We start from the raw sequence: 23,788 nt of genomic DNA, 5'->3' as shown, positions 1-23,788 counted from the left end.
AATACCCACCCAAGGCAAAGGTTGCGTGTACGTCCGAGAGTGGCGTGGATAACCCGCAAACGCCGTCAGACAGGCGGTCCAATCGCCCGGTCTGCTAAGGAAGCTCATGGCTCGCGATTCTGTTCTTTACGTCTGTCAGTCCTGCGGCACGGTTCACGGCAAATGGTCGGGACAATGTTCGTCCTGCGGCCAGTGGAACACCCTGAGCGAAGAGAGCAAATCCGCCCCGCCCGGCGCGATCAAGCCCTCGGCGTCGGCGGCGGCGCGCGGTCGCGGCATCCAGTTCGAGACCCTTCAGTCCGACACGCCGGAACCCCCGCGCATAACAACCGGCGTCGCCGAATTCGATCGCGTCTGCGGCGGCGGCGTGGTGCCGGGATCGGCCATCCTGCTCAGCGGCGATCCCGGCGTGGGCAAGTCCACCCTGTTGCTCGAAGTGGCGGCCAAGGCGGCGCTGCGCGGCGCGCGCGTGGCCTATATCTCGGGCGAAGAGGCGGTTGAGCAGATCCGCGCCCGAGCCAAGCGGATGGGTTTGGCGGATGCGCCGGTCAATCTTGCGGCGGCGACGGCGCTGCGTGACATTCTCGGCACCCTGAAGCGCGACAAGTTCGACATCGTCATCATCGATTCCGTCCAGACCCTGTGGTCGGACGTCCACGACAGCGGCCCCGGCTCCATCACCCAGGTCCGCGCCTGCGCCAGCGAACTGGTGCGACTGGCCAAGAGCGACGGCCCCGCCATCATCCTGGTCGGCCATGTGACCAAGGACGGGCAAGTCGCCGGCCCCCGCGTGGTTGAACACCTGGTCGACGCCGTCATGACCTTCGAGGGCGAGCGCGGCTATCCGTTCCGCATTCTGCGCGCGGGCAAGAATCGTTTCGGCGCCACCGACGAAATCGGCGTGTTCGAAATGGGCGACAGCGGTCTGCGCGAGGTGGCCAACCCGTCTGCCCTGTTCCTGGGCGAAGGAAAGGAGCGCGCGCCGGGGGCCGCCGTCTTCGCCGGGATCGAGGGCTCCCGCCCGGTGCTGGTCGAGATGCAGGCGTTGGTGTCCAAATCGGCCTATGGCACGCCGCGCCGGGCGGTCATCGGCTGGGAGACAGGACGACTGGCAATGGTGCTGGCCGTGCTGGAGGCGCGCTGCGGCTTCGGCTTCGGCGATCAGGACGTCTATCTGAACGTGGCGGGCGGTTTGCGCATCAATGAACCCGCGGCGGATTTGGCGGCTGCGGCGGCCCTGATCAGTTCGGCGACCGGCGTCTCCCTGCCGCAGGGCTGTGTGGTCTTTGGCGAGATCGGCCTGTCGGGCGAGGTCCGCAGCGTGGGTCGCGCCGAGGCGCGACTGCGCGAGGCGCAGAAACTGGGCTTCGATCAGGTGCTTGGTCCCACGCTTCAGGCCAAGACCAAGGGGGTCAAGGTCACGTCTGTAACCCGCCTGAATGATGTGGTCGAACGAATCTCCCAGAACCGCTACTAGCTGTCCTGCAACAACCGCCCAGGCCAACGTGACCGGCTACGACGTCTTCATCATCATCGTCCTGCTGTTCTCGGCCGCCGCCGGGTGGCTGCGCGGGGGCGTGCGCGAAGTCATCACCCTGCTCAGCGCGGCGCTGGCGGCGCTGGTCGCCCTGATCACCCTGCCTTGGACGGCCATTCCGGGGCGGGCGCTGGTCAATCCGGACTGGGCTGGGACCATTCTTGCGGCGGTCGTCACCTTCTTCGTCATCTATTTCGGCCTGCGCCTGATCGGGTCGATGATCTCCAAGAGCGCCCAGAACAATCCAGCCCTGGGGTTCGCCGACCGCCTGTTCGGCCTGCTGGTCGGCAGCGGCCGCGCCGTCCTGCTGATCGGTGCGGTTCACCTGGTGATCGTTGCGGCCCTGCCGGGCGAACAGACCCCGCGCTGGCTGTCGCAGGCGACCTTCTACAAGGTTAGCGCCGTGGGGGCCCGCGCCATCCAGATCATCCTGCCCGGAATCGGCAAAGGCGCCGATGCGATCACGCCCGTGGTCGATTCCTCGGTACGCAGAGGGTTTTCCGACGACGAAGCCTTGCCCCCGACGCATTCCAAGACTAACTCGCGCCGCGAAGCCGCCCCTTAAGTTTCCCCCGGTCATCGGAGCCCTACGATGCGCCATCATATCGCCGATCCCGTCGTCCACCGCGAACACTGGCGTGAGCCGGAGGATGACCAACTCCGACTTGAGTGCGGCGTCTGCGGCGTCTGGGGCGCGGACGAGGACGAAGGCTCGGCCATCGTCGCCCTGGGCCTGCACGCTCTGCAGCATCGCGGCCAGGAAGCCTGCGGCATCGCCAGCATCAAGGACGAACGCTTCTACACCGAGCGTCATCAGGGTCTGGTGGGCGAGGCCTTCGGCGGCGGCGACCTGACCAAACGGATGCCGGGCCGCGCGGCGGTGGGTCACACCCGTTATTCGACCGCAGGCGGCAGCTTCCTGCGCAACATCCAGCCCATGTTCGCCGATCTGGATCAGGGCGGCATCGCCCTGGCCCACAACGGCAACCTGACCAACTTCAAATTCCTCCACAGCCAACTGGTCAGCGAAGGCGCCATCTTCCAGTCCACATCGGATTCGGAAGTCATCCTTCACCTGATCGCCCGCAGCCGTAAGGCCAAGATCGTCGACCGCTTCATCGACGCCCTGGCGCGTATCGAAGGCGGTTACGCCCTGGTCGCCCAGACCCGTTACAAGATGATCGGCGCGCGTGATCCGCTGGGCATTCGCCCGCTGGTTCTGGGACAGATCGGCGAGGCCTGGGTGCTGGCGTCCGAAACCTGCGCCCTGGACATGATGGGCGCCACCTTCGTGCGCGATGTCGAACACGGCGAGGTCGTGGTCATCGACAAGAACGGCCTGCGCTCGCTGAAGCCCTTCCCCGCCCGCGCCGCCCGTCCCTGCCTGTTCGAATACGTCTATTTCGCCCGCCCGGATTCGGTCGTGAACGGGCGCTCGGTCTATGAGGTCCGCAAGGAGATGGGCCGGGGTCTGGCCCGCGAACTGGGCGTCGAGGCCGACATCGTCGTGCCCGTGCCCGACTCGGGCGTTCCGGCGGCCCTGGGCTATGCTCAGGAAAGCGGCATTCCCTACGAAATGGGCATCATCCGCAGCCACTATCTGGGGCGCACCTTTATCCAGCCCAGTCAGGGCGCCCGTCAGAAGGGCGTGCGCATGAAGCACAGCCCCAACAAGGCGGCGCTGGAGGGCAAGCGCGTCGTCCTGATCGACGACTCCATCGTGCGCGGCACCACCTCGGTCAAGCTGGTCCGCGCCGTGCGCGCGGCCGGCGCCAAGGAGGTTCACCTGCGTTCGGCCAGCCCGCAGATCCTGTACCCCGACTTCTACGGCATCGACATGCCCGAACGGGCGCAACTGCTGGCCGCCAATAAGACGTTGGAGGAAATGCGCGAGATGCTGGAGGTCGATTCGCTGGGCTTCCTGTCGATCGACGGCCTGTACCGCGCCATGGGCGAAACGGGCCGCAACAACGCACATCCCCAGTTCACCGACCACTATTTCACCGGCGACTACCCCACCCGCCTGCTGGATCGCGAGATCGAGGAAGGCGGTCGGGAGTTCGGCGCCAAGCAGCTTTCCCTGCTGGTCAGCGCATAAAGCGAACCTGACGCGCGCGCGGCGCTTGGCCTTACGGTCAAGGCCGCGCTATCAGGCCCCATGTCCGATCTTCCTCTGAACGACCGTATCGCCCTTGTCGTCGGCGCCTCGCGCGGCATCGGCTATGAAAGCGCGCTGGCGCTGGCCAAGGCTGGCGCCCATGTCGTCGCCACCGCCCGCACCCAGGGCGGTCTGGAGGAACTGGACGACGCCATCTTCGCCGCCACAGGCAAGCACGCGACGCTGGTTCCGTTCGACCTGGTGGACGGCGGCGCCATCGACCGTCTGGGCGGCGCCATCTTCGAACGGTTCAAGAAGCTGGACATCTGGGTCCACGCCGCCGCGACCATGGGACCGTCAGGCCTGACGCCGGTGTCCCACGCCGACCCGCGTGAGTTCGCCAAGATCGAGAAGACCAACTTCACCGCCGTCTATCGCCTGATCCGCTCGCTGGAGCCGCTGCTGCGCGCCTCTGACGCCGGCCGGGCCGTTCACTTCACCACCAGCGTGGCGGCCAATCCCCGCGCCTTCTGGGGCATGTACGCCGCGACCAAGGCGGGCGCCGAGGCGCTGGTGAAGGCCTGGGCCGACGAGATCGAAAGCACCCCTGTCCGCGTCAGCATCGTCGATCCGGGCCGGATGCGCACGGCCATGCGCGCCCAGGCCTATCCGGGTGAAGACCCGTCGGTTCTACCCCATCCCTCCGAGATCGGCCCTATGGTCGTCGACCTGGTCCGCCCAGACGCCACGCCGCCCCTGACCATCAAGTTTCAGGAGTGGAAATCCGGCCCCTCGATCGAAGCCCTGATCTGAGGCCCCAAAACGGGAGATCAGCCGCGCCTATCGCGATGCGGTGCTGGGAACGCGGCGCCGGACAGCGCCTTAAGGCAGATAGGCCAGGACCTTCAACCAGCCCTGCGCCTGGGCCGCGTCGATCAGTTCGAACAGCGGGATCGCCAGCAGGAAGACCAGACCATCGCGGATGGTGGTCAGGAAGAAGGACGGACGCACCGAAAGCTCCCTCTCATCTCGCCACAGCGAGAAACGCGGCATGAAACGCGGCGTGCGGGCCTTGTAGGCTTCATAGTCGGGGCCGAAGGTTGCGCCCAGCCAGGCCTCCTCGCGGCGCACCGTCAGGAAGAAGACGCCATAGGACGCCAGCATGAACAGGGCGGCTATGGTCAGGCTGCCGCTCTGCGCGCCGACGCCGAACGCGCCAAAGAAGCTGAAGACATACAGCGGGTTGCGCGTAATCGAATAAGGTCCGCGTGAAACGATCTCGGCCTTCTTTCGCCCGCCGATATAGAGGGAACACCAGGCGCGCCCGACGATGGCGAAAACGATGGCGGCCAGACCGACAGCCTCAACGCCCTCATGCAGTCGGCTCTCCAAGCCCGTCGCCGATTGCGACACCAGCGTCAGCCCGGTCAAGCCGACCAGCGCCGCCAGCACTGCCGCCTTGCGCACCTTCTGAACCGCCTGAAGGTCAAAGCTCTGGATCGTCGTCATGAGGATGGCTTCCTGACAGAATGTCGCAGGGACAGGCCACTAAGGCGTAAAAAGCGCCGCTTGTCATCCCCCCGCTTTCAGCCATTTTCGGACCAGAATGCGATTGAAAATCAGTGCGCTAGGGAAGGCAGGCTCTCAACGATTTCCGCCAGATCATCGGGCCAGATGGTTTCAGCTGACGCACGAATATCGGCCACGCTCCACCAACGGTGCTCGGCCAGGACGCCGCGCTCTTCTTCAGTCCATCCCTGCGACGACAGATCGAAATCGTCGCTGCGCAACAGAAAGAAGCGTTGATCGACCCGCGCCATGCGCCCGTCCGGCAGGCGGAAGCACTCGATCCGCTGCGCCACCTCGGGTCCGGGATCGGTGACGACCAGACCGGTTTCTTCGAACAGTTCGCGACGCGCAGCATCGGCATAGGTCTCGCCCGGGTCGCAGCCCCCGCCGGGCGTGGCCCAGAAGCCGGTCCCCGCCAGAGGCCCGTCCGCATAGTCAAAACGGAACAACAGCACCCGCCCCTGCCCGTCCACGATCAGCCAACGCGAGGTCGGCCGATCAGGCAGGTCGGCGGGGGCGGCGTGGTTCATGGCGTCAGCGCTTGGCGCCGCCCTTTTGCCCGGTACGGACGCGGCCAGAACGCGAGACTTGCCGCGCGCCGCCACGTGCGCCTTTCTGGACCGCCACGGACGATCCGGCCTTCTTGGACGCGCTGGACTTCAGGCCGCCCAGGACCTTGGGCTGCGCCTTGCGCGTCTTCTTCTGCTCCAGCGCCTTGCCGGGCAGCTTGGACAGAGCCTCTTCCTTCTCGGCCTTCTTGACGCGGCGCGGCGCGGTCTTGGCGTCGCCCTTGTAGCGTTCCGGCCCCGACTTGGCGCCGCCCTCGGCATAGGGGTTTGCGCCGCTGGACTTGACGTTCAGACGGATCGGCGTGCCAGGCAGGTCGAAGCTCTCGCGGATCGAGTTGATCAGATAGCGCTTGTAATGCTCCGGCATCGACTCGGCGCGGTTGGCCATCAGCACGAAGGTGGGCGGACGGGCTTTGGTCTGGGCGATGTATTTCGGCTTGATGCGCTTGCCGTCCACGGCGGGGGGCGGATGCCGCTGCGTGGCCATGGACAGCCAGGTGTTCAGGTCCTTGGTCTTCACCTTGACCGACCAGGTGTCATAGGCCTGCAGCACAGCCGGCATCAGGCGCTCGACGCCCCTGCCCGAGTGGGACGACAGGGCCACGAAAGGCGAACCCTTCAGCTGCGGCAGCTTGTCTTCAGCCATGGCTTTCAGCTTGGCCATGCGGGACTGGGGTTCGTCCTCCAGGTCCCACTTGGACGCGACATAGATCAGGGCGCGGCCTTCGCGCTCGACCAGATCGGCCAGTTGCAGGTCCTGGGTGTCGAAGGCGTCGTCCTTGTCCATCACCAGGATCACCACCTCGGCGAAGGTGATGGCGCGGATGGTGTCGGCGACCGACAGCTTCTCCAGCTTCTCCTGCACGCGCGCCTTGCGGCGCATGCCGGCGGTGTCGACCAGACGGATGTTCTTGTCTTCGTAAACCCAGTCCACCGAGATGGAGTCGCGGGTGATGCCCGCTTCCGGCCCAGTCAGCAGCCGGTCGTCGCCGATCAGTCGGTTGATCAGTGTGGACTTGCCCGCGTTCGGGCGACCGATGACGGCGATGCGGATCGGCTTGTCCGGCTCGTCGATCTCTTCGATGAAGATGTCGGCCGAGGCGGCGATCAGGGCGGCGTACAGATCGGCCATGCCCTCGCCGTGCTCGGCGGAGATGGCGACAGGTTCGCCAAAGCCCAGGGCATGGGCCTCGCCCACCCCGCCGCCGCTTTCACGGCTTTCGGACTTGTTGGCCAGCAGGATGATCGGCTTGTGCACCCGACGAAGCCGCTCGGCGAAGATGCGGTCCAGCGAGGTCACGCCCTCGCGCGCATCCATCATGAACATGATGACTTCGGCGTCTTCGATGGCGGCCTCGGTCTGCTCGCGCATACGGGCTTCGAGGCTGTCGTCGGTGACATCCTCATAGCCCGCCGTGTCGATCAGGGTCAGATCGAAGTCGCCGATATTGCCGTCGGCATAGCGCCGGTCGCGGGTCACGCCGGGGCGGTCATCGACAAGCGCAAGACGCTTGCCGACGAGGCGGTTGAACAGGGTCGACTTGCCCACATTGGGGCGGCCGACGATGGCGACCTTTAGAGCCATGTCGGCTTTCTAGCTTAATTCAGGCTGAAAATCAGCGGATGCAGATCAACTGACCATTGTCGGTCAGCACATAGAGCGCGCCATTATAGGCGGCGGGAGCGATATAGGCTGGCGCGCCCAGCTTCAAGGTCGTCTGGGCCACACCTGTCTTCGGATCGAAGGCGACCGCCTCTCCGTACGAGTTGACCATCACCAGACGGTTCGAAGCCAGAAGAGGACCGGACCACTGCGGCGTAATCGTGCGGCGTCCGATGGTCAGGAAGCCGCCCTCCTTGCGCGCGCGACCTTCGTTCAACTGACGCGTCCAATAGACCTGGCCCGTGTCGCGGTTGACGGTGATCAGTTCGCCCGACTTGGACACGACATAGACCACGTCGCCGACCGGCAGGGGCGCGTTCACGCCCACGACCGGCAGCTGCCACTTGGGCTGGCCCGAGCGCAGATCGGTGGCGGACAGAACGCCGGAATGGCTGACGCCGTAAACCATGGCGCGGCTGATGACCGGACGGCCTGCGATGTCGCGAACCTCAGACAAGGCGCTGGTGCGGCTGGTGCGCGACAGGGTTTCTTCCCAGACAGCCTGACCGTTCAAGGCGCTGAGCGCGACCAGTTGGCCTGAGGCGAAGGGCGCAACCACCGTATTGCCGCTGACGGCGGGGCTGGAGGCGCGCATGACGTGCGCCGGTTCGCCGATGCCGCGATAAGTCCAGTCCTGAGCGCCCGTCGTGGCGTCAAAGGCAAACAGCTGGCTGTCCACGTCCACGACATAGACCCGGTTGCCCGCAACAGTCGGTGCGCCGTGGATCGGGGAATCGACGTTCTGGGTCCAGACCTTGGCGCCCGTGTTGGCGTCCAGGGCTGACATGGAGCGATAGCCGGACGAGACATAGACCTTGCCGTTGCCGACCGCGACGCCGCCGCCGAAGCCGCCGTTGCGGTCACGCTCGTTGTCCTTGACGTTGGTCTTCCACAGCACTTCGCCCGTGTCAGCAGACACGGCGGAGACGGTGGATTCGCCATCCAGGACGAAGATCTTGCCGTCGGCGGCCACGATCGGGGCCATGACATTGCCGACATGGGCCGAACCAGAGCCGATGCTGCGCTTCCAGGCGATCTGGAAGTTCGGCGCGGCGATGACGTGTTCGACCAGGTTTTCAGTCGTGCCGCCGGGTTGGGTCCAGGCGGTGACGGCCTGCGGGCCCGGCAGGAAGAAGTCACGTCCCGACAGGGCCGCCGACGGCGCCAGCTGCTGTTCGAACTCCAGCACCGAAATACGCTGGCCTTCACTGGCGGTGGAGCCCGCATCCTTCTTGCCGCCCAGGCCGAAGGGCAGGTTGCGGCTGACGGTGCCGCACGACGCCATGGTGGCCGCGACGCCACAGATCAGTGCGACTTTCAGAACTCGGTTCATCTGGGGCGTCCTGTAAACGGTCGTCACTGTTGGGCAGGGCCGACCAGAGCCGGGCTCTGCGTCGGGGCGGCGACGGGGGCGACAGGCACCTTGTCCGCCGCTGCGATGATATCCTTCAGATTGCCTGCGGTGCCAGCATCAATCGCTTCGATGGCGGCGCTGGCGCGCTGGCGCACGTCGTCAGACACGTTCTGACCCAGTTGCAGCAGGACGAAAGCCTCACGGGCCTCCTTGACCTTGCCGTGCTGCAGACGGGCCAGAGCCAGGGCTTCCTGAGCGAAGGCGTGCAGAGGACGCTTGTCGTCCGTCAGCGGCGTCAGGCGCTTTTCAATCTCTTCCAGCGGCGCGGTGTCCATCAGCAGGAAGGCGGCCTTCAGGGCAGGCGGGTCCGACAGGATCGGGTCCTTGGAGGCCTTGGCCGCCTCGTCGAACAGACGGACCGCATCGGGGAACTTGTTGGCGCTGACGGCCAGACCGGCCTGCTGCTGCAGGGCCAGCGACTTATAGGCGCCGTTGCCGACGTTCACGGCCTCTTCGAAAGCGGCGCGCGCGTCCATCGGCTTTTCAGCGCGCAGGGCCTCCATGCCGCGGTCATAGGCTTCCGCGCCCTTGGCGGCGCGGTTGGTGTTGTAGCTGTCCCAGCCCCACCAACCCAGCGCGCCGATCAGCGCAACGACCAGAACAACCGCCGCAACGGGCAGCCATGTGCGGGCCAGGCGCTTGTAACGGTCGGAGCGGAGCTCCTCCTCGACCTGCTCGAAGACATCAACCACGGATATGCAGCCCCAAAATTCTCTAAAGCAAACCGGGGCGGACCCTAGAGGGTCGTCTCTCCGCCCGCAACGAACCCATTACGACGAAGCCGGTTTTTTCGAGAAGTAGGTCTCGACTTCGGCAGGAAAACGGCGGGCGCGGACGTCAGAAGCGAATGAAGCCGCCGCGCGGTCAATTTCCGTGCGCAGATCGGCGTATTTGCGCACAAACTTCGGCGCCCAGTCGAAAACGCCCAAAACGTCCGTAATCACCAGAACCTGACCGTCACAGGCCGCCGATGCCCCGATGCCGATGGTCGGGGTGTCGATTGTCTCGGTGATTTCGCGCGCCAGTGATTCGGCGACGCCTTCGATGACGATGCAGAAGGCGCCCGCCTCGCTGATAGCGACGGCTTCGGCCATGACCCGTTCGCGCTCGGCGTCGGTGCGGCCCTTGGCCTTGAACCCGCCCTCGGCCAGGACCGCCTGCGGGCGCAGGCCGATGTGGCCCATGACCGGAATGCCGCGCTTGACCAGGAAGGCGACCGTCTCGGCCATCTCCACGCCCGTCTCCAGCTTGACCGCCTGGGCGCCGGTTTCCTGCATCACGCGCACGCTGGCGGCGTAGGCGGCCTCCTTGCTGGCTTCATAGGAGCCGAAGGGAAGATCGACCACCACCATGGCCCGACGCGACCCGCGCATGACCGCCTGGCCATGCAGGATCATCATGTCCAGCGTCACGCTGACGGTGTTGGGCAGGCCATGCACCACCATGCCCAGACTGTCACCGACCAGCAGCACGTCGCAGTGCGGGTCCAGCAGCCCGGCCGTCGGCGCATCATAGGCGGTCAGGCAGACGATCGGCTCGCCACGCTTGCGGGCGGCGATCTCCGGCACCGTAATGCGTTTGACGGTCTCTTGGGTTTGCGCGGACATCCGACGGGCCTCCTGACTGAACTGCGGTCAGATAGGCGCACCCGCCGGTGGAGTCACGCTCAGACGTCCTGGGACAGCTTGACCGCGCCCGCCGCCAGAAGCGCGAACAGCGCCCCTGCCACGATCCAGAACGCCATCATGCCCGAGCCGCTCATCAGATCGAATGAACCGATGCCCAGCCCGTCCAGGCCGCTCTGGGTTGCGCCCTGCGCCGTCGCGGCGACGGCCCGCACGCTGTCGGACAGGCTGGACGCCTGATGCGCGCCGCTCTTGAAGTTAAACTGCACGACCTCGCGCACGGCGACGCCGCCGCCCACAACCCCCGCCGCCGTCAGGGCCAAGGTCCGCCAGCGCGACCGCTTCTCCATCCGCACCGCCAGTTCAGCGGCGAACAGGGCCTCATCGGGCAGAGGCGTCGTCTTGGCGAACAGTCGTTCGATCATCGGATCGTACTCATCAACCGACATAGGTCGACCTCCCGCCAGATGTCTGCGCCGGTGATAGCCGGGCGCGGAGTTTATCCAGACCACGTTTGACATGGGATTTCACCGTTCCGAGCGGCAGATTCATGGCCGCCGCGATTTCCGGATGCGCCATCCCCGCGCCGTGGCAGAGGGTGACGCAGACCCGTTCGGTTTCGTTCAAGGTCTTCAAGGCTTCATCCAGATCCATCAGGCCGGCGGTGTCGACACTGATCTGAGCGTCATCCGTCTCGACCTCTTCGACATAGCGGGCCTCACGCGCGACGCGTTTCAGATACAGACGCGCCGCGATCTTCTTGATCCATCCCGCGAAAGTCCCCTGCCCCCGGAACTCCGCACAGCGCTGGAACCCCTGCAGAAAAGCGTCCTGCGCCACGTCGTCCGCCAGGGACGGCGCGGCGCCCATGCGGCGCAGCAGGCCCCGGACCGCCGAGCCATGCCGACGGACCAGCTCCCCATACTCCCGCCGACCACCGGCCGCCGCCTGGGCGGCCAGTTCGACGTCGTGCATCTCTCGAAGAGATTGCTTCATGACGGTTGCCCCTGCCGGTTCCCGTCAGTCCTTGTGCGGGTTGAAGAAGCTCAGGACGATGAAGGCCAGGCCAATCGTCGCGGGGATGCAGGCGATGCCCAACAGACCGTTGTCGAAATTGCCGTTCCAGCGCGCACCGCCAATCTCGCTGACGACGCTGAATGCGGCGATGCCGATGCCGACCGCGAGCCAGATGATGCCGCGACGAATGTCCTTCAGACGTGAGGGCAGCGCCCGCTGCACATCCTTGGTCAAGGCGTCGATCAGTTCTGCTGGCAAGGGCTGTCCCTTGTCCACCCCGTGGCGGATCGTCTCCTGCATGTCGCGCTTTTCGCGGTACTTCAGGAAGATCGGGCCGAAGACGATGGCCGTGATCGTGCCGAAAACGGCGAAGATGGCGAAGATCGGAATGAAGTCTTCCATGGTGCGTACCCTCGTTAGCCCTTGCGGCCAGCCTGCTGCGGCGGCCTTCTGATCACAAGAGGCTGCGACGCGACCCTATAGATGCGAAATCCTAGGTGAAATCTTCGTAAGGTTCGAACGACGGCAACCTATGCAGCATCTCATGTGTTTCTGGCGCATCCAGACGGGGCGACCCGTTCACCCATCAGGAGCGACCCAATGGCCCACATCACCTATCGCATCGTCGAACATGACGGCGGCTGGGCCTATACGCTCGACGGCACCTATTCAGAGACCTTTCCCAGCCATGAGGCCGCTCGGGGCGCGGCTGTGCGCGCCGCCCGCGAACAGAAGGTGCCCGACCAGAACGCCGTCATCGAATACGAAACGGCTGGCGGCAAATGGGTGACCGAAAGCGCCGACGGCCACGACCGTCCCGAGACCGAAGTTCAGGGCTGATCTCCAGCCTTCCGCCTATGCAAAGGCGGCCGCGTAAACGTCCGGCTTGAAACCGACCAGACGACGCTCGCCCAGGTCCAGCACAGGGCGTTTGATCATCGACGGCTGGGCGACCATCAGGGCGACGGCCTTTGCCTTGTCGATATTGGCCTTGTCGGCGTCCGGCAGTTTCTTGAACGTAGTCCCGGCGCGGTTCAGCACCGTCTCCCAGCCGTGCTCGTCGATCCACTGACCCAGCAGTCCCGCATCCGCGCCCGCCTTCTTGTAGTCATGGAAGACGTAGTCGACGCCGTGCTGGTCCAGCCAGACACGCGCCTTCTTGACCGTGTCGCAGTTGGGGATGCCGTACATGGTGATCATGCACGGCTCCCTAGCGCGTCAGAACCGCTTCGTCAGCCCCAGGCTGAACACGCGCCCGCGCGGGTCAGCCGCCACCGGGTCGTAGCCCAGGGCGAACTGGGCCAGCGGCGGGTCTTCATTGGTGATGTTGACCACGCCCAGCGCCAGATCGAGATCGGCGCCGATGGTGCGGGTGTAGAGCAGATCCGCCGTCGTCTGGCTGGCGATGTTCGGGTCGGTGATGCCGCTGCGGTCGTTCTGGTATCCGGCGGTGTAGTGGACCAGGGCCGTGACTGCATTGGCGCCATTGCTCCAGCCCAGGGCGAACTCACCCCGATTACGCGGCAGAGACCGGCCGATGTTGTTCAGGTTGGTCGAACCCACACCCGAAACCGAGGCCGAACCCGCGTTCAGTCGGATGTCGTAGCTGTCGACATAGGTCCAGGTCGCCGAGGCCGTCGCCCGTCCGCCCCACAGGTCATGGCCATAACGGGCGGACAGATCCACGCCTTGCGTCTCGATGGACGAAGCATTGGCGAAATAGAGCTGTACGAAGGTCAGGGCGCCGTTGGGCGCGCGGGTCACGCGCTTCTGGGCGTCCGTGCCGGTCAGACCCGCCGCCGTGTCGGCCGCCGCCTGATCGATGACGGCCTGTGCGGACTGTTTGACCACCAGATCGGTGTAGTCGAAGCGCCAGGCGTCCAGACCCAGCTCCAGTCCCTGAACAGGCCGCCACAGGGCGCCGAGGCTGAGGCTTTCAGACTTCTCGGGCTTCAAGTTCGCATCGCCCGAGGTCAGGGTGTTGACGAAGACAAAGGCGCCCCGGTCGAACACCGACGGCTGCGACGCCTGTGCGCCCGACAGGGCATAGACGGACGGTGCGCGGAACCCCTGCCCCCAGGAGGCGCGCAGGGCCAAGGCGTCGGTCGCGTCCCAGCGGATCGCCGCCTTGGGGCTGAAACGGCCCTGATCGCCATCGTAGGATTCATAGCGTCCCGCCAGTTGCGCCTCGATCCGGTCCCCCAGATGGATGCGCGCCTCGGCGAAGGCGGCCAGAGCCTCCTGATCGCCGGAAAAGTCCGGCGAATAGCCCGAGGTCAACAGGTCGCCCGCGTTGGCCAGATCGCTCCAGTCATGACGGAAGGTGCTGCGGCGATACTGGGCGCCGACGGCGACATCGACCGACCCGCCGTTCCACGCAAACGCCTGTCCGCTGGTCGCGGCGTCCAGGGTGATCAGACCAGAGGCGCCGCGCAGGCCCACATTTCCGGTCAGGCTGTCGATCAGGGCGGCGCTATTGGCCGTGCCCGTGCCCAGATAGGCGCTGCCGAACGGATTGAAATACTGACAGCCGCCGGCGCCTGGAGCGCCCGTCGCCGGATTGCAGCCTGCCCCACCCAAGCCTTTCAGTGCGTTCTGAAGCGCGCTGCCGATCACGTCCGGCTTGTCATAGGCGACGTGCTGGCGGCTGGCGGTTGCGGCGACGTTCCAGGTCCAGCCGTTGGCGAAGGCGCCGTCCAGACCGGCGGTCAGGCGCCAGGTCTGATATTCAAACTGCGACCGCATGGCCCCGGCCTCGGCGCCCAGCAGACGTCCCCGGAACAGCACGTCCTCGCCAAACGGATTGTCGGGGTGTGAGCCCGGAACTGTCAGGGCCTGGGCCAGGATCGGCAGTGACGGCGTCAGGCGCGCCTCCGTCTCGGTCGAGGAATAGGCCGCCTGGAGCGACAGGTTCATATCGCCCACCGGGCGGCGATAATCGGCGAACACCTGGGTCCGCGTTTCTTCCGGGATCAGGTCGAAGAAGTCGGAATAATCCAGGCGGCAGAAGGTGTCGGATGCCGAATTCTTGTACGCCTTGCCAAAGGCCGGATTGCCGCAATCCGGATCGGGCGCATAGGCGTTCTTGCTCGGTCGGAAATAGGAGCCGGGTTGGCCATAGCTGGTCACGGCGGTCCATCCGGCGCGGCCGTAACGTTCTGCCTGGGTGAAGTCGCGCTCGTCCGAGCCCAGGGCCGAACGGTGGAAGTGCGAGGCCGCCAGCGTCAGGTCGCCGCCCAGCAGCTTGAACCCGCCGATGGCCTCGATGACGCTTTCCTCAGACCCATCCGCAACCGCGTATTTGGCGCTGATTTCCGGGCGGGCCACGTCGTGACGCGTAATGAAGTTGACCACGCCGGCGACGGCGTCAGAGCCATAGACGGCGGATGCCCCGTCCTTGACGATCTCGACCCGCTGCAGCGCGATCATCGGAACCAGCGAGTTGATATCGACAAATGCCGAACCGTCGGTGGCGACCACCGCGCTGCTGGTCCAGCGCTGGCCGTCGACCAGAACCAGGGTCGAACCCAGGCCCAGATTGCGCAGATTGAACTGGGCCGTGCCCGAACTCTGGGGCTGGTTCAGTTGATCGACCCGCGCCTCTGATCCCGAGTTGGCGGCGACCAAACGCAGGATTTCGGAGGTGTCGGATACGCCCGCCGCCGCCAGGGCCTCGCGCCCCACCGTTTCGACCGGGGCAATGCGATCGCCGCCTGCGATGCGCGATCCGGTGACGACGATGTCATCGACGTGGGATGTCGCATCCTGCGCCTGTACGGCGGTCACGCCCGCCATCCATGCCAAGCCTGCTGTCGCCATCAAGGCCTTACGCCGCGCCATATTCACTGCTCCCCGCAATTGGTCGGCGGCTTCTAGCCAGCTCCGCCATTTTGCGAAAGTGTAATTTCGCAATTTTGCAAAAATAGGAAACTGCAAAGCCAACAGCCTCCGAAGATACGCACGCGAACGCACGCTCTCGCGGGAGAGAGAGAGAGAGAGAGAGAGAGAGCGAGGAGGTCAGGCCTGGAAGGGAGGGGCTTGTCGCAGCGGGCTGAACGCCTCACGCCGCAAGGAAAAAGCCCATCCCACGGTCAGCGGGATAGGCTTTTGGCATTCTAGAGTTTGTCTTCCGACGCGGCCTGCGAAGCGGCGGCGGCGCGACGGGCGGCATCGGCCGCCTCAGCCTGTTCGATCAACTGATCGTACCGGGCGCGTGCCTTTTCCTCGTCATAGAGGATCTCGGACTGACGAGGCGGGGCGATGACGTAGAACATCGTGATCGGCGCAAAGGTCATGCGCTGGCGACGCCACAGGGCGAACCCGTCGCGGCCCTCCAGTCGGGCCCAGGCGCCGTCGTCGTTCGGATGATCAGGAATCGCAGCCATGTAAGCTCCTCTACTGTAACGAGTGCGCCTAGAGCTTAGAGACGGCGATTTTGCGTCACACAACCGCCTTTGTGCGGAGCGCCGCTATTCGAGCCACGCTGGCGCGACCGGCAAGGTGGCCACATCCTCAGTCGAATGCTGGACAATGATCCGCGCATTCTCGTGCGCCGCCACCCCGTCAAAACGTGCGAATGAGGCCAGGGTGTCTGCGCGGCTGACATTCACCGACGGGACCCGGTGATAGGCCCTGTTCTCCCGCGTATGATACAGGTCGCCGGTCAGAAGAATGGGGCCAGCGCCCTTCAGCCGGATCAGCAGCGACTTGTGCCCCGGCGTATGGCCAGGGGTCTTCAGGATCAGCACGCTGCCGTCGCCGAACACATCGGCGTCACCGTCAAATCGACGGATCGTGGCGTGATCCAGCACCGTCAGAAGACTGGGGATAACCCCCAGCGGCGCCGGGTCGGCATGCAGGCCGACGAGCTCCACCGGGTCCATGATCCAGGTTGCGTTCGGGAAGAGATTGGCGTTGCCCGAGTGGTCGGCATGAGTATGCGACAGGGCGACATAGGTGATGTCAGATGGCTTCAGGCCCAGCCCAGCCAATTGTGAAACCAGCGTCCGCCCGACGGTCCACCGGCCGCCGAACTGACTGATGCCGCCGGGTACCGCGGCCAGTCGATCACCAAGACCTGTATCCCACAACAGCCATTCCGATCCGTGGCGGATCAGGAAGCATGGAACCGCCATCACGCCACGCTCGCCAGCGTGTTCCCCCGTATCGGAAAACGGCGCCATGTCGTCGAGCGCCAGGGTCCCGCAGTCGAGCGTATAGAGGCGCAACGGCACCGACTGCGCTTGGGCCACTGGCGCGAAAGAAAGGACAGCCGCCAGGGCGGCGGCGAAAACGGCAAGCCGGGACATCAGACAAAGCTCCTATCAATGAGCCCTCGATTTGGCGTCTTCGCCTCTGTGTGAAAACTCGGACAATCCGCACACGATCTGTGCGAATATGATCGGATGCTCGATTGGGACGACCTGCGGATTTTTGAAGTCCTGGCGCGCACAGGATCATTGTCTGCGGCGGCGCGACTGCTGAAGGTCAATCACGCCACCATCGGGCGCAGGGTCGCGGCGCTGGAGGCGGAACTCGGCACAACCCTGGTCACCCGCCTGCCCCGCAACACTGTGCTGACGCCGCAGGGCGATGCTATCGCTGCATTGGCGCGCGAGATGGAGCAGACCGCCCAAGCCGTCACGCGTCGCGCCCGCGCCTTCGACAACAACCTGACAGGCAATGTCCGCATCAGCCTGCCCCCCGCCCTGGCGAGTGATTTTCTGGCGGAAAGGCTGACGGGATTCAGCGCCCTCTATCCCGGCCTGACGGTGACGCTGAAAGCCACGCCGTTCGTCAGTTCGCTTGAGAGGGGCGAAACCGACCTGGCCATCCGCCTGGTTCAGCCCGATGGGCCGACCCAGGTCGCGCGTCGACTGGGCGTCATGCAGTTGGGGTTGTTTGCGGCGCCGTCGGTGGCAATCACGGCTCCGAAGCACTGGAGCTTTGTTCTTTCGGATGAAGACCTGGCGCATCTGCCGCATCAGGTCTGGCTGGCCAACTACGCCGATGGTCGGCCGATTTCGGTGCGGTCCAGCGACATCCACACCCAGATCAGCGCCGTTCGCGCGGGACTGGGCGTCGCCGCCCTGCCGGTCTTCATGACCGAGAACACCGATCTGGTCCGCGTGGACGTGGGCGTCGCGGCGCCCGCTCGCGGCATCTGGCTGGTGGTGCATGAAGAAGTGCGAAAGGCCCCCGCGGTTCAGGCCACGATGAGCTGGCTGGCGGAGACCTTTGCGGCGTCGGAATTCCGCGCGCCTATCGATTTCGACTGGTCGACGGCGCGCTAGAAATCACTTGGCCGGGACGACCGCGCCCTCATAGGTGCGGTTGATATAGTCCTTGATCTGCTGGCTGGTCAGTGCGGCGGCCAGGGCCTTGATGCGCGGATCGTCGCGGTTGTCCGGGCGCGTCACCAGATAGTTCACATAGGGGCTGTCGCCGTCCTCCAGCGCCAGGGCGTCGTTGCGCGGGCTAAGCTGGGCGTCCAGCGCATAGTTGGTGTTAATCACGGCCAACGCCACCTGATCCAACACGCGCGGCAGGGTAGCGGCTTCCAGTTCGCGGAACTTTAGCCCCTTGGGGTTGCCCGAAATGTCGGCGACCGTCTGCAGGGGATCCTGACCCTTGCGCAGGGTGATCAGACCGGCCTTCTGCAGTAACAGCAGCGAGCGCCCGGTGTTGGAGGCATCGTTCGGCAGGGCGACGTCGCTGCCGGCCGGCAGTTCAGCCAGCGACTTGTAACGGCGCGAATAGGCACCCAGCGGCTCGACATGCACGCCCGCCACGGTCACCAGACTGGCCCCGCGCGCCTTGTTGAACTCGTCTAGGTACGGCTTGGTCTGGAAATAGTTGGCGTCCAGCCGCCCTTCGGCCAGTTGCGTGTTCGGCTGGACATAGTCGTTGAAGACCACGATCTGCAGGTCGATGCCCTCATCGGCCAGGATCGGCTTCACCTGCTCCAGAATCTCGGCGTGCGGAACGGCGGTGGCGCCGACCTTCAGCGGCCCTTCGCCCGCGGGCTTGGACTGACCGCAGGCGGCCAGGATCAGGGCGAGGGCGGACAGGAGAACAGCACGACGCAGCATGGCGGAACCTTTGACTTAGCGGTGCGAAACCCTAGCGACCCAACGGTCGCCGAGCACCTGCAGAATTTGTACGATTATCAGAAGCAGAACTACGGTCACCACCATGACGTCGGTCTGGAAGCGCTGATAGCCAAAGCGGATGGCCAGGTCGCCCAGGCCCCCTGCCCCGACCACGCCCGCCATGGCCGTATAGCCGACCAGGGCAATGGCGGTGACCGTGGCCCCGGCCAGAATGCCCGGCAGGGCTTCGGGCAACAGGACGCGAGTGACGATCTGCCACGTCGTGCCGCCCATCGCCTGTGTGGCCTCGATCATGCCGCGCTCGACCTCGCGCAGGGCCGTCTCGACCAGACGCGCATAGAAGGGGGCCGCGCCAACGACCAGCGGTGGAATGGCCCCCGCCACGCCCAGCGATGTCCCCACCAGCAGCACCGTCACCGGCAGCATGACGATCAACAGGATGATGAAAGGCACCGATCGCAGCACATTGACGATGAAGGACAGCACCAGATTGACGACGCGATTCTCCAGCAGCCGCCCCTTGCCCGTGGCGTAAAGCGCCACCCCCAACGGCAGGCCTAGAATGACCGTGATGGCCAGCGACGCGAACAGCATCAGCAAGGTGTCGCTCGTCGCCTCAGCTATCGTGGTCCAGTCGACATTGGCGAACATCAGGACAGGACCTCCACTTCGACACCCTCGGCCCGCAGCCGGCTGATGGCCATTTCGGTATGCTCGCCCTGGAAGGCGATTTCGAGCTGGCCATAGGGTTGATCGCGAAACCGGCCGATGCGCCCCGCCAGGATGGCGTGATCCACGCCCGTCTCGCGCGAGATGCGGCTGAGCACAGGGTCAAACGTCCCCTGCCCCCGGAACACCAGACGGGCCACCGTGCCGCTGGTCGGACGCGGGGCGGCGGTGTGGGATTCGCCCTCGGCCAGCAGACTGCGGGTCGCGGCGGTCTGGGGGTTCAGGAAGACGTCGGCGGTCGCGCCGGTCTCCACGATCCGCCCGTCCTGCATCACCGCCACCCGATCGCAGACGCGGCGCACCACCTCCATCTCGTGGGTGATCAGCACAAGCGTCAGGCCCAGTTCGCGGTTCAGCGAATCCAGCAGCGCCAGAATGTCTTCGGTCGTTTCGGGATCGAGGGCGCTGGTCGCCTCGTCGCACAGCAGGATCGACGGTTCACTGGTCAGGGCGCGGGCGATGCCGACACGCTGTTTCTGGCCGCCGGACAGTTGCGCCGGATATTTGCGGGCGTGTTCGGTCAGGCCCAGCCGCTCCATCAGTTCATCGACACGGCGCGCAATCTCAACCCGCGACCGGCCTTCAAGCACCAGAGGCAGGGCGATGTTGTCGCGGATGGTGCGGCTGTGCAGCAGGTTGAAATGCTGAAAGATCATGCCGATGCGACGGCGGGCGGCGCGAAGCGCGGCGGGCTTCAGGGATGTCAGTTCCTGATCGGAGACAAACACCCGCCCGGCATCGGGCCGCTCCAAAAGGTTGATGGTCCGCACCAGCGTCGACTTGCCCGCGCCGGATCGCCCGACCACGCCGAACACCTCGCCCGCCGCGACGGTCAGGTCGACATTGTCCAGCGCCGTGCGCGCGCCTGCGGCGCTGCGGAATTGGCGGGTGACACCCTCAAGACGGATCATGGCAGACGGATCATGGCTGGTCCTGAACAAGAACGGCGGCGCCGGTCGCGCGGTCTAGTGTGATGACGGCTTGCAACGCAAGTGCGGCCTAGAGTTCGTCCTTCACGACTGCATCCGCCGCCGCCTCGGCCCGCAGCCAGGCGACGAAGGCCTGGGCTTCCGGCCGCAGGGCGCCGCGACGTGTGATCAGACGATAGGCGTTGTCCGTCGCCAGATATCCGTCGGCGAACGGCGCAGCCAGACGACCGGACGCCAGATCGGCGGCGACGAAGGCGCGCGGCGCCAGCGCGACGCCGCGACCATGGACAGCGTCCTCGATGGCGAAGGCGGTCTGGTCAAAGCGTGGACCCAGGGTGGCGTCGATCTGATCCAGCTTGCGTGATCCCAGCCATGCCGCCCAGTCCGGGCGCGGCTCCTCCAGCGTCGAACGGCCGACGTGGATCAGGGTGTGGTTGATCAGGTCGGCGGGCGTCGCCAAGGGCTTGGGGCCATGCAGCAGGCTGGGGCTGCAGATCGGGATCACGCCTGCCTCCACCAGAACCTCGGTCCGCACGCCGGGATAATCGCCCTGACCATAGCGCACCGCCACATCGGCGCGCCCGCCTGCGATGTCGGCCAACTGCATGTCGGCGGAAATCCAGATTTCGATCTCGGGATGCTGCGCCGAGAACCGCGCCATGCGCGGCACCAGCCAACGCACGGCGAAGGACGGCGGCACGCTGACCGACAGGGACTGACGCCGCGACGGCCCATAGATGATGTCGGCGGCGCGCTTCATATGTTCGAAGGCGTCACGCAAAACCGGCTGCAGCCGGGCGCCCAGTTCGGTCAGGACCAGCCCGCCCGCCTCGCGCCGCACCAGCGGACCGCCAGCATGGTCTTCCAGCAGGCGCACCTGCTGGCTGACGGCGCCGGGCGTGACGCTCAACTCCTTAGCGGCCAGCGACACGCTGGACAGACGGGCCGCGGCCTCGAACGCCTTCAGCGCGTTCAGGGGCGGCAGCTTACGGGGATCGGAGTCCTGGCTCATGCGCCCTCCAGCCATGACGGAACCGCAATGCCGCGCGTGCGCAGGAAGGCGGGATTATAGATTTTTCCGGCGTACCTCTGACCGGGGTCGCACAGGACAGTGACGATGGTCTTGCCCGGCCCCAGCGCCCGCCCCAGACGGATCGCGCCTGCGATGTTCACGCCGCTGGACGGACCAAGGCTGAGGCCCTCGTCGCGGACCAGATCGAACAACAGAGCCAGCGCCTCTTCGTCCTCGATCCGCCAGGCATGATCGACCGTCAGACCTTCCAGATTGCCGGTGATGCGGTTGACGCCGATGCCCTCGGTCACAGAGGAGCCGTGACTTTCCAGCACCCCGCGCGTGAACCAGCTGTGCAAGGCCGCGCCCGGCGGGTCCGCCAGGGCGATGGCGATGTCCGGCTTCTGTTCGCGCAGATAGGCCGACACCCCCGCCAACGTCCCGCCGGTCCCGGCGGCGCAGACAAAGCCGTCGATCCGCCCTTCCGTCTGCTCCCAGATTTCTCGGCCGGTCGTGGCGTAGTGGGTGCGACGGTTGGCCAGATTGTCGAACTGGTCGGCATAGATGGCGCCGTTGGGTTCGCTTTCGTTCAACTGGGCGGCCAGACGCCGCGAGAAATGGACGAAGTGGTTGGGGCTCGCAAAGGGCGCGGGATCGACCTCGACCAGACGCGCGCCGTGCATCCGCACCGCCTGCTTCTTTTCCTGGGTCTGACTGCGCGGCATGACGATGACGACCGGGTGCCCCAGGGCCGCCCCGACGATGGCCAGACCGATGCCGGTGTTGCCCGCCGTGCCTTCGACGATCGTGCCGCCTGGTTTCAGTTCTCCTGATGCCCGGGCCGCCTGAATCAGGCCCAGCGCCGTGCGGTCCTTGATCGACTGACCAGCGTTCAGGAACTCGGCCTTGCCATAGATGTCACAGCCCGTCGCCGCCGAGGCGGCGTTCAGGCGGATCAGCGGCGTATCGCCGATGAGGGACAGAATATCTGCGGCGGCGCGCATGGAAGGTCCGATTCGAAAGACAGCTGCGCGTTGTAGAAATTCTCATGCAAAATGAGAAGACCTTCTTTGCTGACAGCCGTTGATAGAGTTTGTGTACAGACGATCTATCAGCAAAGCCGCCCCGCGCACATCGCGCCCCATCATCGGCCGCGAAAACAAGAAGGCCGCGCCCGGGGATAGCAGACGCGGCCTTAAGTGCGGGAAAGAGCGCGGGGAGGCGCGCCTCATCTCTGTAGCCAGCGTCGTGTCCGGACACACGCCAGAAGGAATGAGCGCGGGTGCAGTTTTTCTGAACTAGATCAAAGCCCGGCGCGCCCGTCCCAGACGTTCCGCAGCCTGGTCCAGAACCGCATCCGACTTGGCGAAACACAGGCGCGCCACGGTGCGCGTGATCGGCGTCGCCTCGAAGGCCGACAGCGGAATGGCGGCGACGCCGAACTCGGTGACGATCCGCCGACAGAAATCCTGATCCGCCAGGGTAATGCCCGACGCCGCCAGATCGACGCACAGAAAATAAGTCCCCTCGCTGGGCGTGACGGCATAGCCCTCGGCTTTCAGCGCGGCGCCCAGTCGGTCACGCGACCGTCCCAGATCGTCGCCTTGCGCCCTGAACCAGTCCGCACCCCAGCCCAGACCCGCTGCCACCGCCGTCTGCAGATTGGGCGCTGTGGTGAAGGTCAGGAACTGATGCGCCTTGGCGACAGGGGTGATCAGTTCGGGCGCTCCGCAGGCGAAGCCGACCTTCCACCCTGTCAGACCGAACATCTTGCCCGCCGACCCGATCTTGATGGTCCGCTCCGCCATACCCGGCGCCGACAGCAGGCTGCGATGGGGTCGCCCGTCAAAGACGATATGCTCCCACACCTCATCGCTGACGGCGATCAGGTCATGACGGACGCAGACCCTGGCCAGTGCGGCGATCTCCTCGGTGTCGAACACCCGCGCCGCTGGGTTCAGCGGATTGTTGAACAGCACCATCCGCGTCGCAGGCGTCACCGCCGCCTCAATCGCCTCTTCCGTCAGCCGCCATGTCGGCGCGGTCAGGGTCACCGCCCGCACCACCCCGCCCGCGCGCTGGATCAAGGGACGATAGGCGTCATAGGCGGGCTCGAAGATCAGCACCTCGTCGCCCGGACTGACATGGGCGAACAGGGCGTCCGCGATGGCCTCGGTCGCGCCGGATGTGATCACCACCCCGTCCACCGACAGATCGACCTGCTGCAGACGGCGATAATGCTCGACCACAGCTTCACGCAGGGCGGGCACGCCGCGCGACGGCGGATACTGGTTCGGCCCGTTCAGCACAGCCTCCGCCGCCAGACGACGCAGCGCCTCTGGCCCCGGCGCATCGGGGAACCCCTGCCCCAGATTGATGGCGTCGTGCTGGCGGGCGAGGCCGGACATGACCTCGAACACAGTGGTCGGCATGTCGGTGAAGACGGGATGGCTCATGCCTGCATCCGAACCGGCTTCGCAGCCTCTTGGCAAGCCGACGCAAAAAGAAGGGCCG

General features: G+C 65.6%; 25 protein-coding genes. 6 read left to right on the top strand and 19 right to left on the bottom strand.

Features of this window, described 5'->3' with window-relative positions; genetic code table 11:
• Positions 1-106 precede the first annotated feature (106 nt).
• The 4 genes from radA to JKF87_RS12840 are packed head-to-tail and all read left to right on the top strand — an operon-like array spanning position 107 to position 4,448.
• On the top strand, positions 107-1,477 hold the full coding sequence (radA, locus tag JKF87_RS12855) for a DNA repair protein RadA (RefSeq protein WP_201100290.1): 1,371 nt from the start codon (positions 107-109) through the stop codon (positions 1,475-1,477).
• 28 nt (positions 1,478-1,505) lie between these two features.
• Entirely contained in the window at positions 1,506-2,102 is a 597-nt protein-coding gene (locus JKF87_RS12850) for a CvpA family protein (RefSeq protein WP_201100289.1), read from the top strand.
• 27 nt (positions 2,103-2,129) lie between these two features.
• Positions 2,130-3,635 carry an amidophosphoribosyltransferase gene (gene purF, locus JKF87_RS12845; RefSeq protein ID WP_201100288.1) on the top strand — a complete coding sequence of 502 codons (1,506 nt, stop codon included), beginning with the start codon at positions 2,130-2,132 and terminating at the stop codon, positions 3,633-3,635.
• A gap of 60 nt (positions 3,636-3,695) precedes the next feature.
• Positions 3,696-4,448 (top strand): SDR family NAD(P)-dependent oxidoreductase, encoded by a 753-nt coding sequence (locus JKF87_RS12840; protein ID WP_201100287.1) that lies wholly within the window; start codon positions 3,696-3,698, stop codon positions 4,446-4,448.
• Between the two features lie 69 nt (positions 4,449-4,517).
• Here the strand turns inward: JKF87_RS12840 and JKF87_RS12835 are convergent, their stop codons facing one another.
• From JKF87_RS12835 to JKF87_RS12795, 9 genes are all read right to left on the bottom strand, one after another.
• A complete protein-coding gene (locus JKF87_RS12835; protein WP_201100286.1) occupies positions 4,518-5,144 on the bottom strand; it encodes a methyltransferase family protein in 627 nt (208 codons plus the stop codon).
• Between the two features lie 110 nt (positions 5,145-5,254).
• Complete coding sequence (locus tag JKF87_RS12830) at positions 5,255-5,734, bottom strand: NUDIX hydrolase (RefSeq protein WP_201100285.1); 480 nt, start codon at positions 5,732-5,734, stop codon at positions 5,255-5,257.
• Between the two features lie 4 nt (positions 5,735-5,738).
• Positions 5,739-7,358, bottom strand: coding sequence for a ribosome biogenesis GTPase Der (gene der, locus JKF87_RS12825; RefSeq protein ID WP_201100284.1), 1,620 nt, complete (start codon positions 7,356-7,358; stop codon positions 5,739-5,741).
• A 31-nt stretch (positions 7,359-7,389) separates the two neighbouring features.
• A complete protein-coding gene (locus tag JKF87_RS12820; RefSeq protein WP_201100283.1) occupies positions 7,390-8,769 on the bottom strand; it encodes a PQQ-binding-like beta-propeller repeat protein in 1,380 nt (459 codons plus the stop codon).
• 23 nt (positions 8,770-8,792) lie between these two features.
• Positions 8,793-9,542: a tetratricopeptide repeat protein gene (locus tag JKF87_RS12815; protein ID WP_201100282.1), complete on the bottom strand. Its 750-nt coding sequence runs from the start codon at positions 9,540-9,542 to the stop codon at positions 8,793-8,795.
• A gap of 78 nt (positions 9,543-9,620) precedes the next feature.
• Positions 9,621-10,457 carry a 3-methyl-2-oxobutanoate hydroxymethyltransferase gene (gene panB, locus JKF87_RS12810; protein ID WP_201100281.1) on the bottom strand — a complete coding sequence of 279 codons (837 nt, stop codon included), beginning with the start codon at positions 10,455-10,457 and terminating at the stop codon, positions 9,621-9,623.
• Between the two features lie 59 nt (positions 10,458-10,516).
• Positions 10,517-10,924 (bottom strand): hypothetical protein, encoded by a 408-nt coding sequence (locus JKF87_RS12805; protein ID WP_201100280.1) that lies wholly within the window; start codon positions 10,922-10,924, stop codon positions 10,517-10,519.
• Entirely contained in the window at positions 10,914-11,471 is a 558-nt protein-coding gene (locus JKF87_RS12800; protein ID WP_201100279.1) for an RNA polymerase sigma factor, read from the bottom strand. The genes JKF87_RS12805 and JKF87_RS12800 overlap by 11 nt, the downstream gene beginning before the upstream one ends.
• Before the next feature lie 24 nt (positions 11,472-11,495).
• Positions 11,496-11,894, bottom strand: a complete 399-nt coding sequence (locus JKF87_RS12795; RefSeq protein ID WP_201100278.1) for a DUF6249 domain-containing protein — start codon at positions 11,892-11,894, stop codon at positions 11,496-11,498.
• A gap of 198 nt (positions 11,895-12,092) precedes the next feature.
• On the opposite strand from JKF87_RS12795, the gene JKF87_RS12790 reads away from it, so the two are divergent.
• Positions 12,093-12,332: a DUF2188 domain-containing protein gene (locus JKF87_RS12790; RefSeq protein ID WP_201100277.1), complete on the top strand. Its 240-nt coding sequence runs from the start codon at positions 12,093-12,095 to the stop codon at positions 12,330-12,332.
• A gap of 15 nt (positions 12,333-12,347) precedes the next feature.
• Here the strand turns inward: JKF87_RS12790 and JKF87_RS12785 are convergent, their stop codons facing one another.
• The 4 genes from JKF87_RS12785 to JKF87_RS12770 all read right to left on the bottom strand — a co-directional run bounded on the left by JKF87_RS12785 (position 12,348) and on the right by JKF87_RS12770 (position 16,801).
• Positions 12,348-12,692 carry an ArsC family reductase gene (locus JKF87_RS12785; protein WP_201100276.1) on the bottom strand — a complete coding sequence of 115 codons (345 nt, stop codon included), beginning with the start codon at positions 12,690-12,692 and terminating at the stop codon, positions 12,348-12,350.
• An 18-nt stretch (positions 12,693-12,710) separates the two neighbouring features.
• Positions 12,711-15,332, bottom strand: a complete 2,622-nt coding sequence (locus tag JKF87_RS12780; RefSeq protein WP_201100275.1) for a TonB-dependent receptor domain-containing protein — start codon at positions 15,330-15,332, stop codon at positions 12,711-12,713.
• A gap of 275 nt (positions 15,333-15,607) precedes the next feature.
• Positions 15,608-15,877 carry a hypothetical protein gene (locus JKF87_RS12775; protein WP_201100274.1) on the bottom strand — a complete coding sequence of 90 codons (270 nt, stop codon included), beginning with the start codon at positions 15,875-15,877 and terminating at the stop codon, positions 15,608-15,610.
• An 84-nt stretch (positions 15,878-15,961) separates the two neighbouring features.
• Entirely contained in the window at positions 15,962-16,801 is an 840-nt protein-coding gene (locus JKF87_RS12770) for an N-acyl homoserine lactonase family protein (protein ID WP_201100273.1), read from the bottom strand.
• A 96-nt stretch (positions 16,802-16,897) separates the two neighbouring features.
• Between JKF87_RS12770 and JKF87_RS12765 the strand changes: the two genes are divergently transcribed.
• The gene (locus tag JKF87_RS12765) at positions 16,898-17,785 is read left to right on the top strand and encodes a LysR family transcriptional regulator (protein ID WP_201100272.1); all 888 of its coding nucleotides are present in this window, start codon (positions 16,898-16,900) and stop codon (positions 17,783-17,785) included.
• A 3-nt stretch (positions 17,786-17,788) separates the two neighbouring features.
• On the opposite strand, the gene JKF87_RS12760 is transcribed toward JKF87_RS12765, so the two are convergent.
• From JKF87_RS12760 to JKF87_RS12735, 6 genes are all read right to left on the bottom strand, one after another.
• Complete coding sequence (locus JKF87_RS12760; RefSeq protein ID WP_201100271.1) at positions 17,789-18,583, bottom strand: MetQ/NlpA family ABC transporter substrate-binding protein; 795 nt, start codon at positions 18,581-18,583, stop codon at positions 17,789-17,791.
• A 15-nt stretch (positions 18,584-18,598) separates the two neighbouring features.
• Positions 18,599-19,255, bottom strand: a complete 657-nt coding sequence (locus JKF87_RS12755; protein WP_201100270.1) for a methionine ABC transporter permease — start codon at positions 19,253-19,255, stop codon at positions 18,599-18,601.
• Entirely contained in the window at positions 19,255-20,244 is a 990-nt protein-coding gene (locus JKF87_RS12750) for a methionine ABC transporter ATP-binding protein (RefSeq protein ID WP_201100269.1), read from the bottom strand. The genes JKF87_RS12755 and JKF87_RS12750 overlap by 1 nt, the downstream gene beginning before the upstream one ends.
• A gap of 88 nt (positions 20,245-20,332) precedes the next feature.
• Positions 20,333-21,274, bottom strand: a complete 942-nt coding sequence (gcvA, locus tag JKF87_RS12745; protein ID WP_201100268.1) for a transcriptional regulator GcvA — start codon at positions 21,272-21,274, stop codon at positions 20,333-20,335.
• Positions 21,271-22,278, bottom strand: a complete 1,008-nt coding sequence (locus JKF87_RS12740) for a cysteine synthase A (protein WP_201100267.1) — start codon at positions 22,276-22,278, stop codon at positions 21,271-21,273. Before JKF87_RS12740 ends, gcvA begins: the two co-directional genes overlap by 4 nt.
• A gap of 294 nt (positions 22,279-22,572) precedes the next feature.
• On the bottom strand, positions 22,573-23,730 hold the full coding sequence (locus JKF87_RS12735) for an aminotransferase (RefSeq protein ID WP_201100266.1): 1,158 nt from the start codon (positions 23,728-23,730) through the stop codon (positions 22,573-22,575).
• Between the last annotated feature and the right edge of the window lie 58 nt (positions 23,731-23,788).

The organism is Brevundimonas nasdae (assembly GCF_016654005.1).
GTDB lineage: Bacteria > Pseudomonadota > Alphaproteobacteria > Caulobacterales > Caulobacteraceae > Brevundimonas > Brevundimonas nasdae.
Note: the sequence above shows the minus strand (reverse complement) of the source record. Positions and strands in the feature narration are given on the sequence as shown.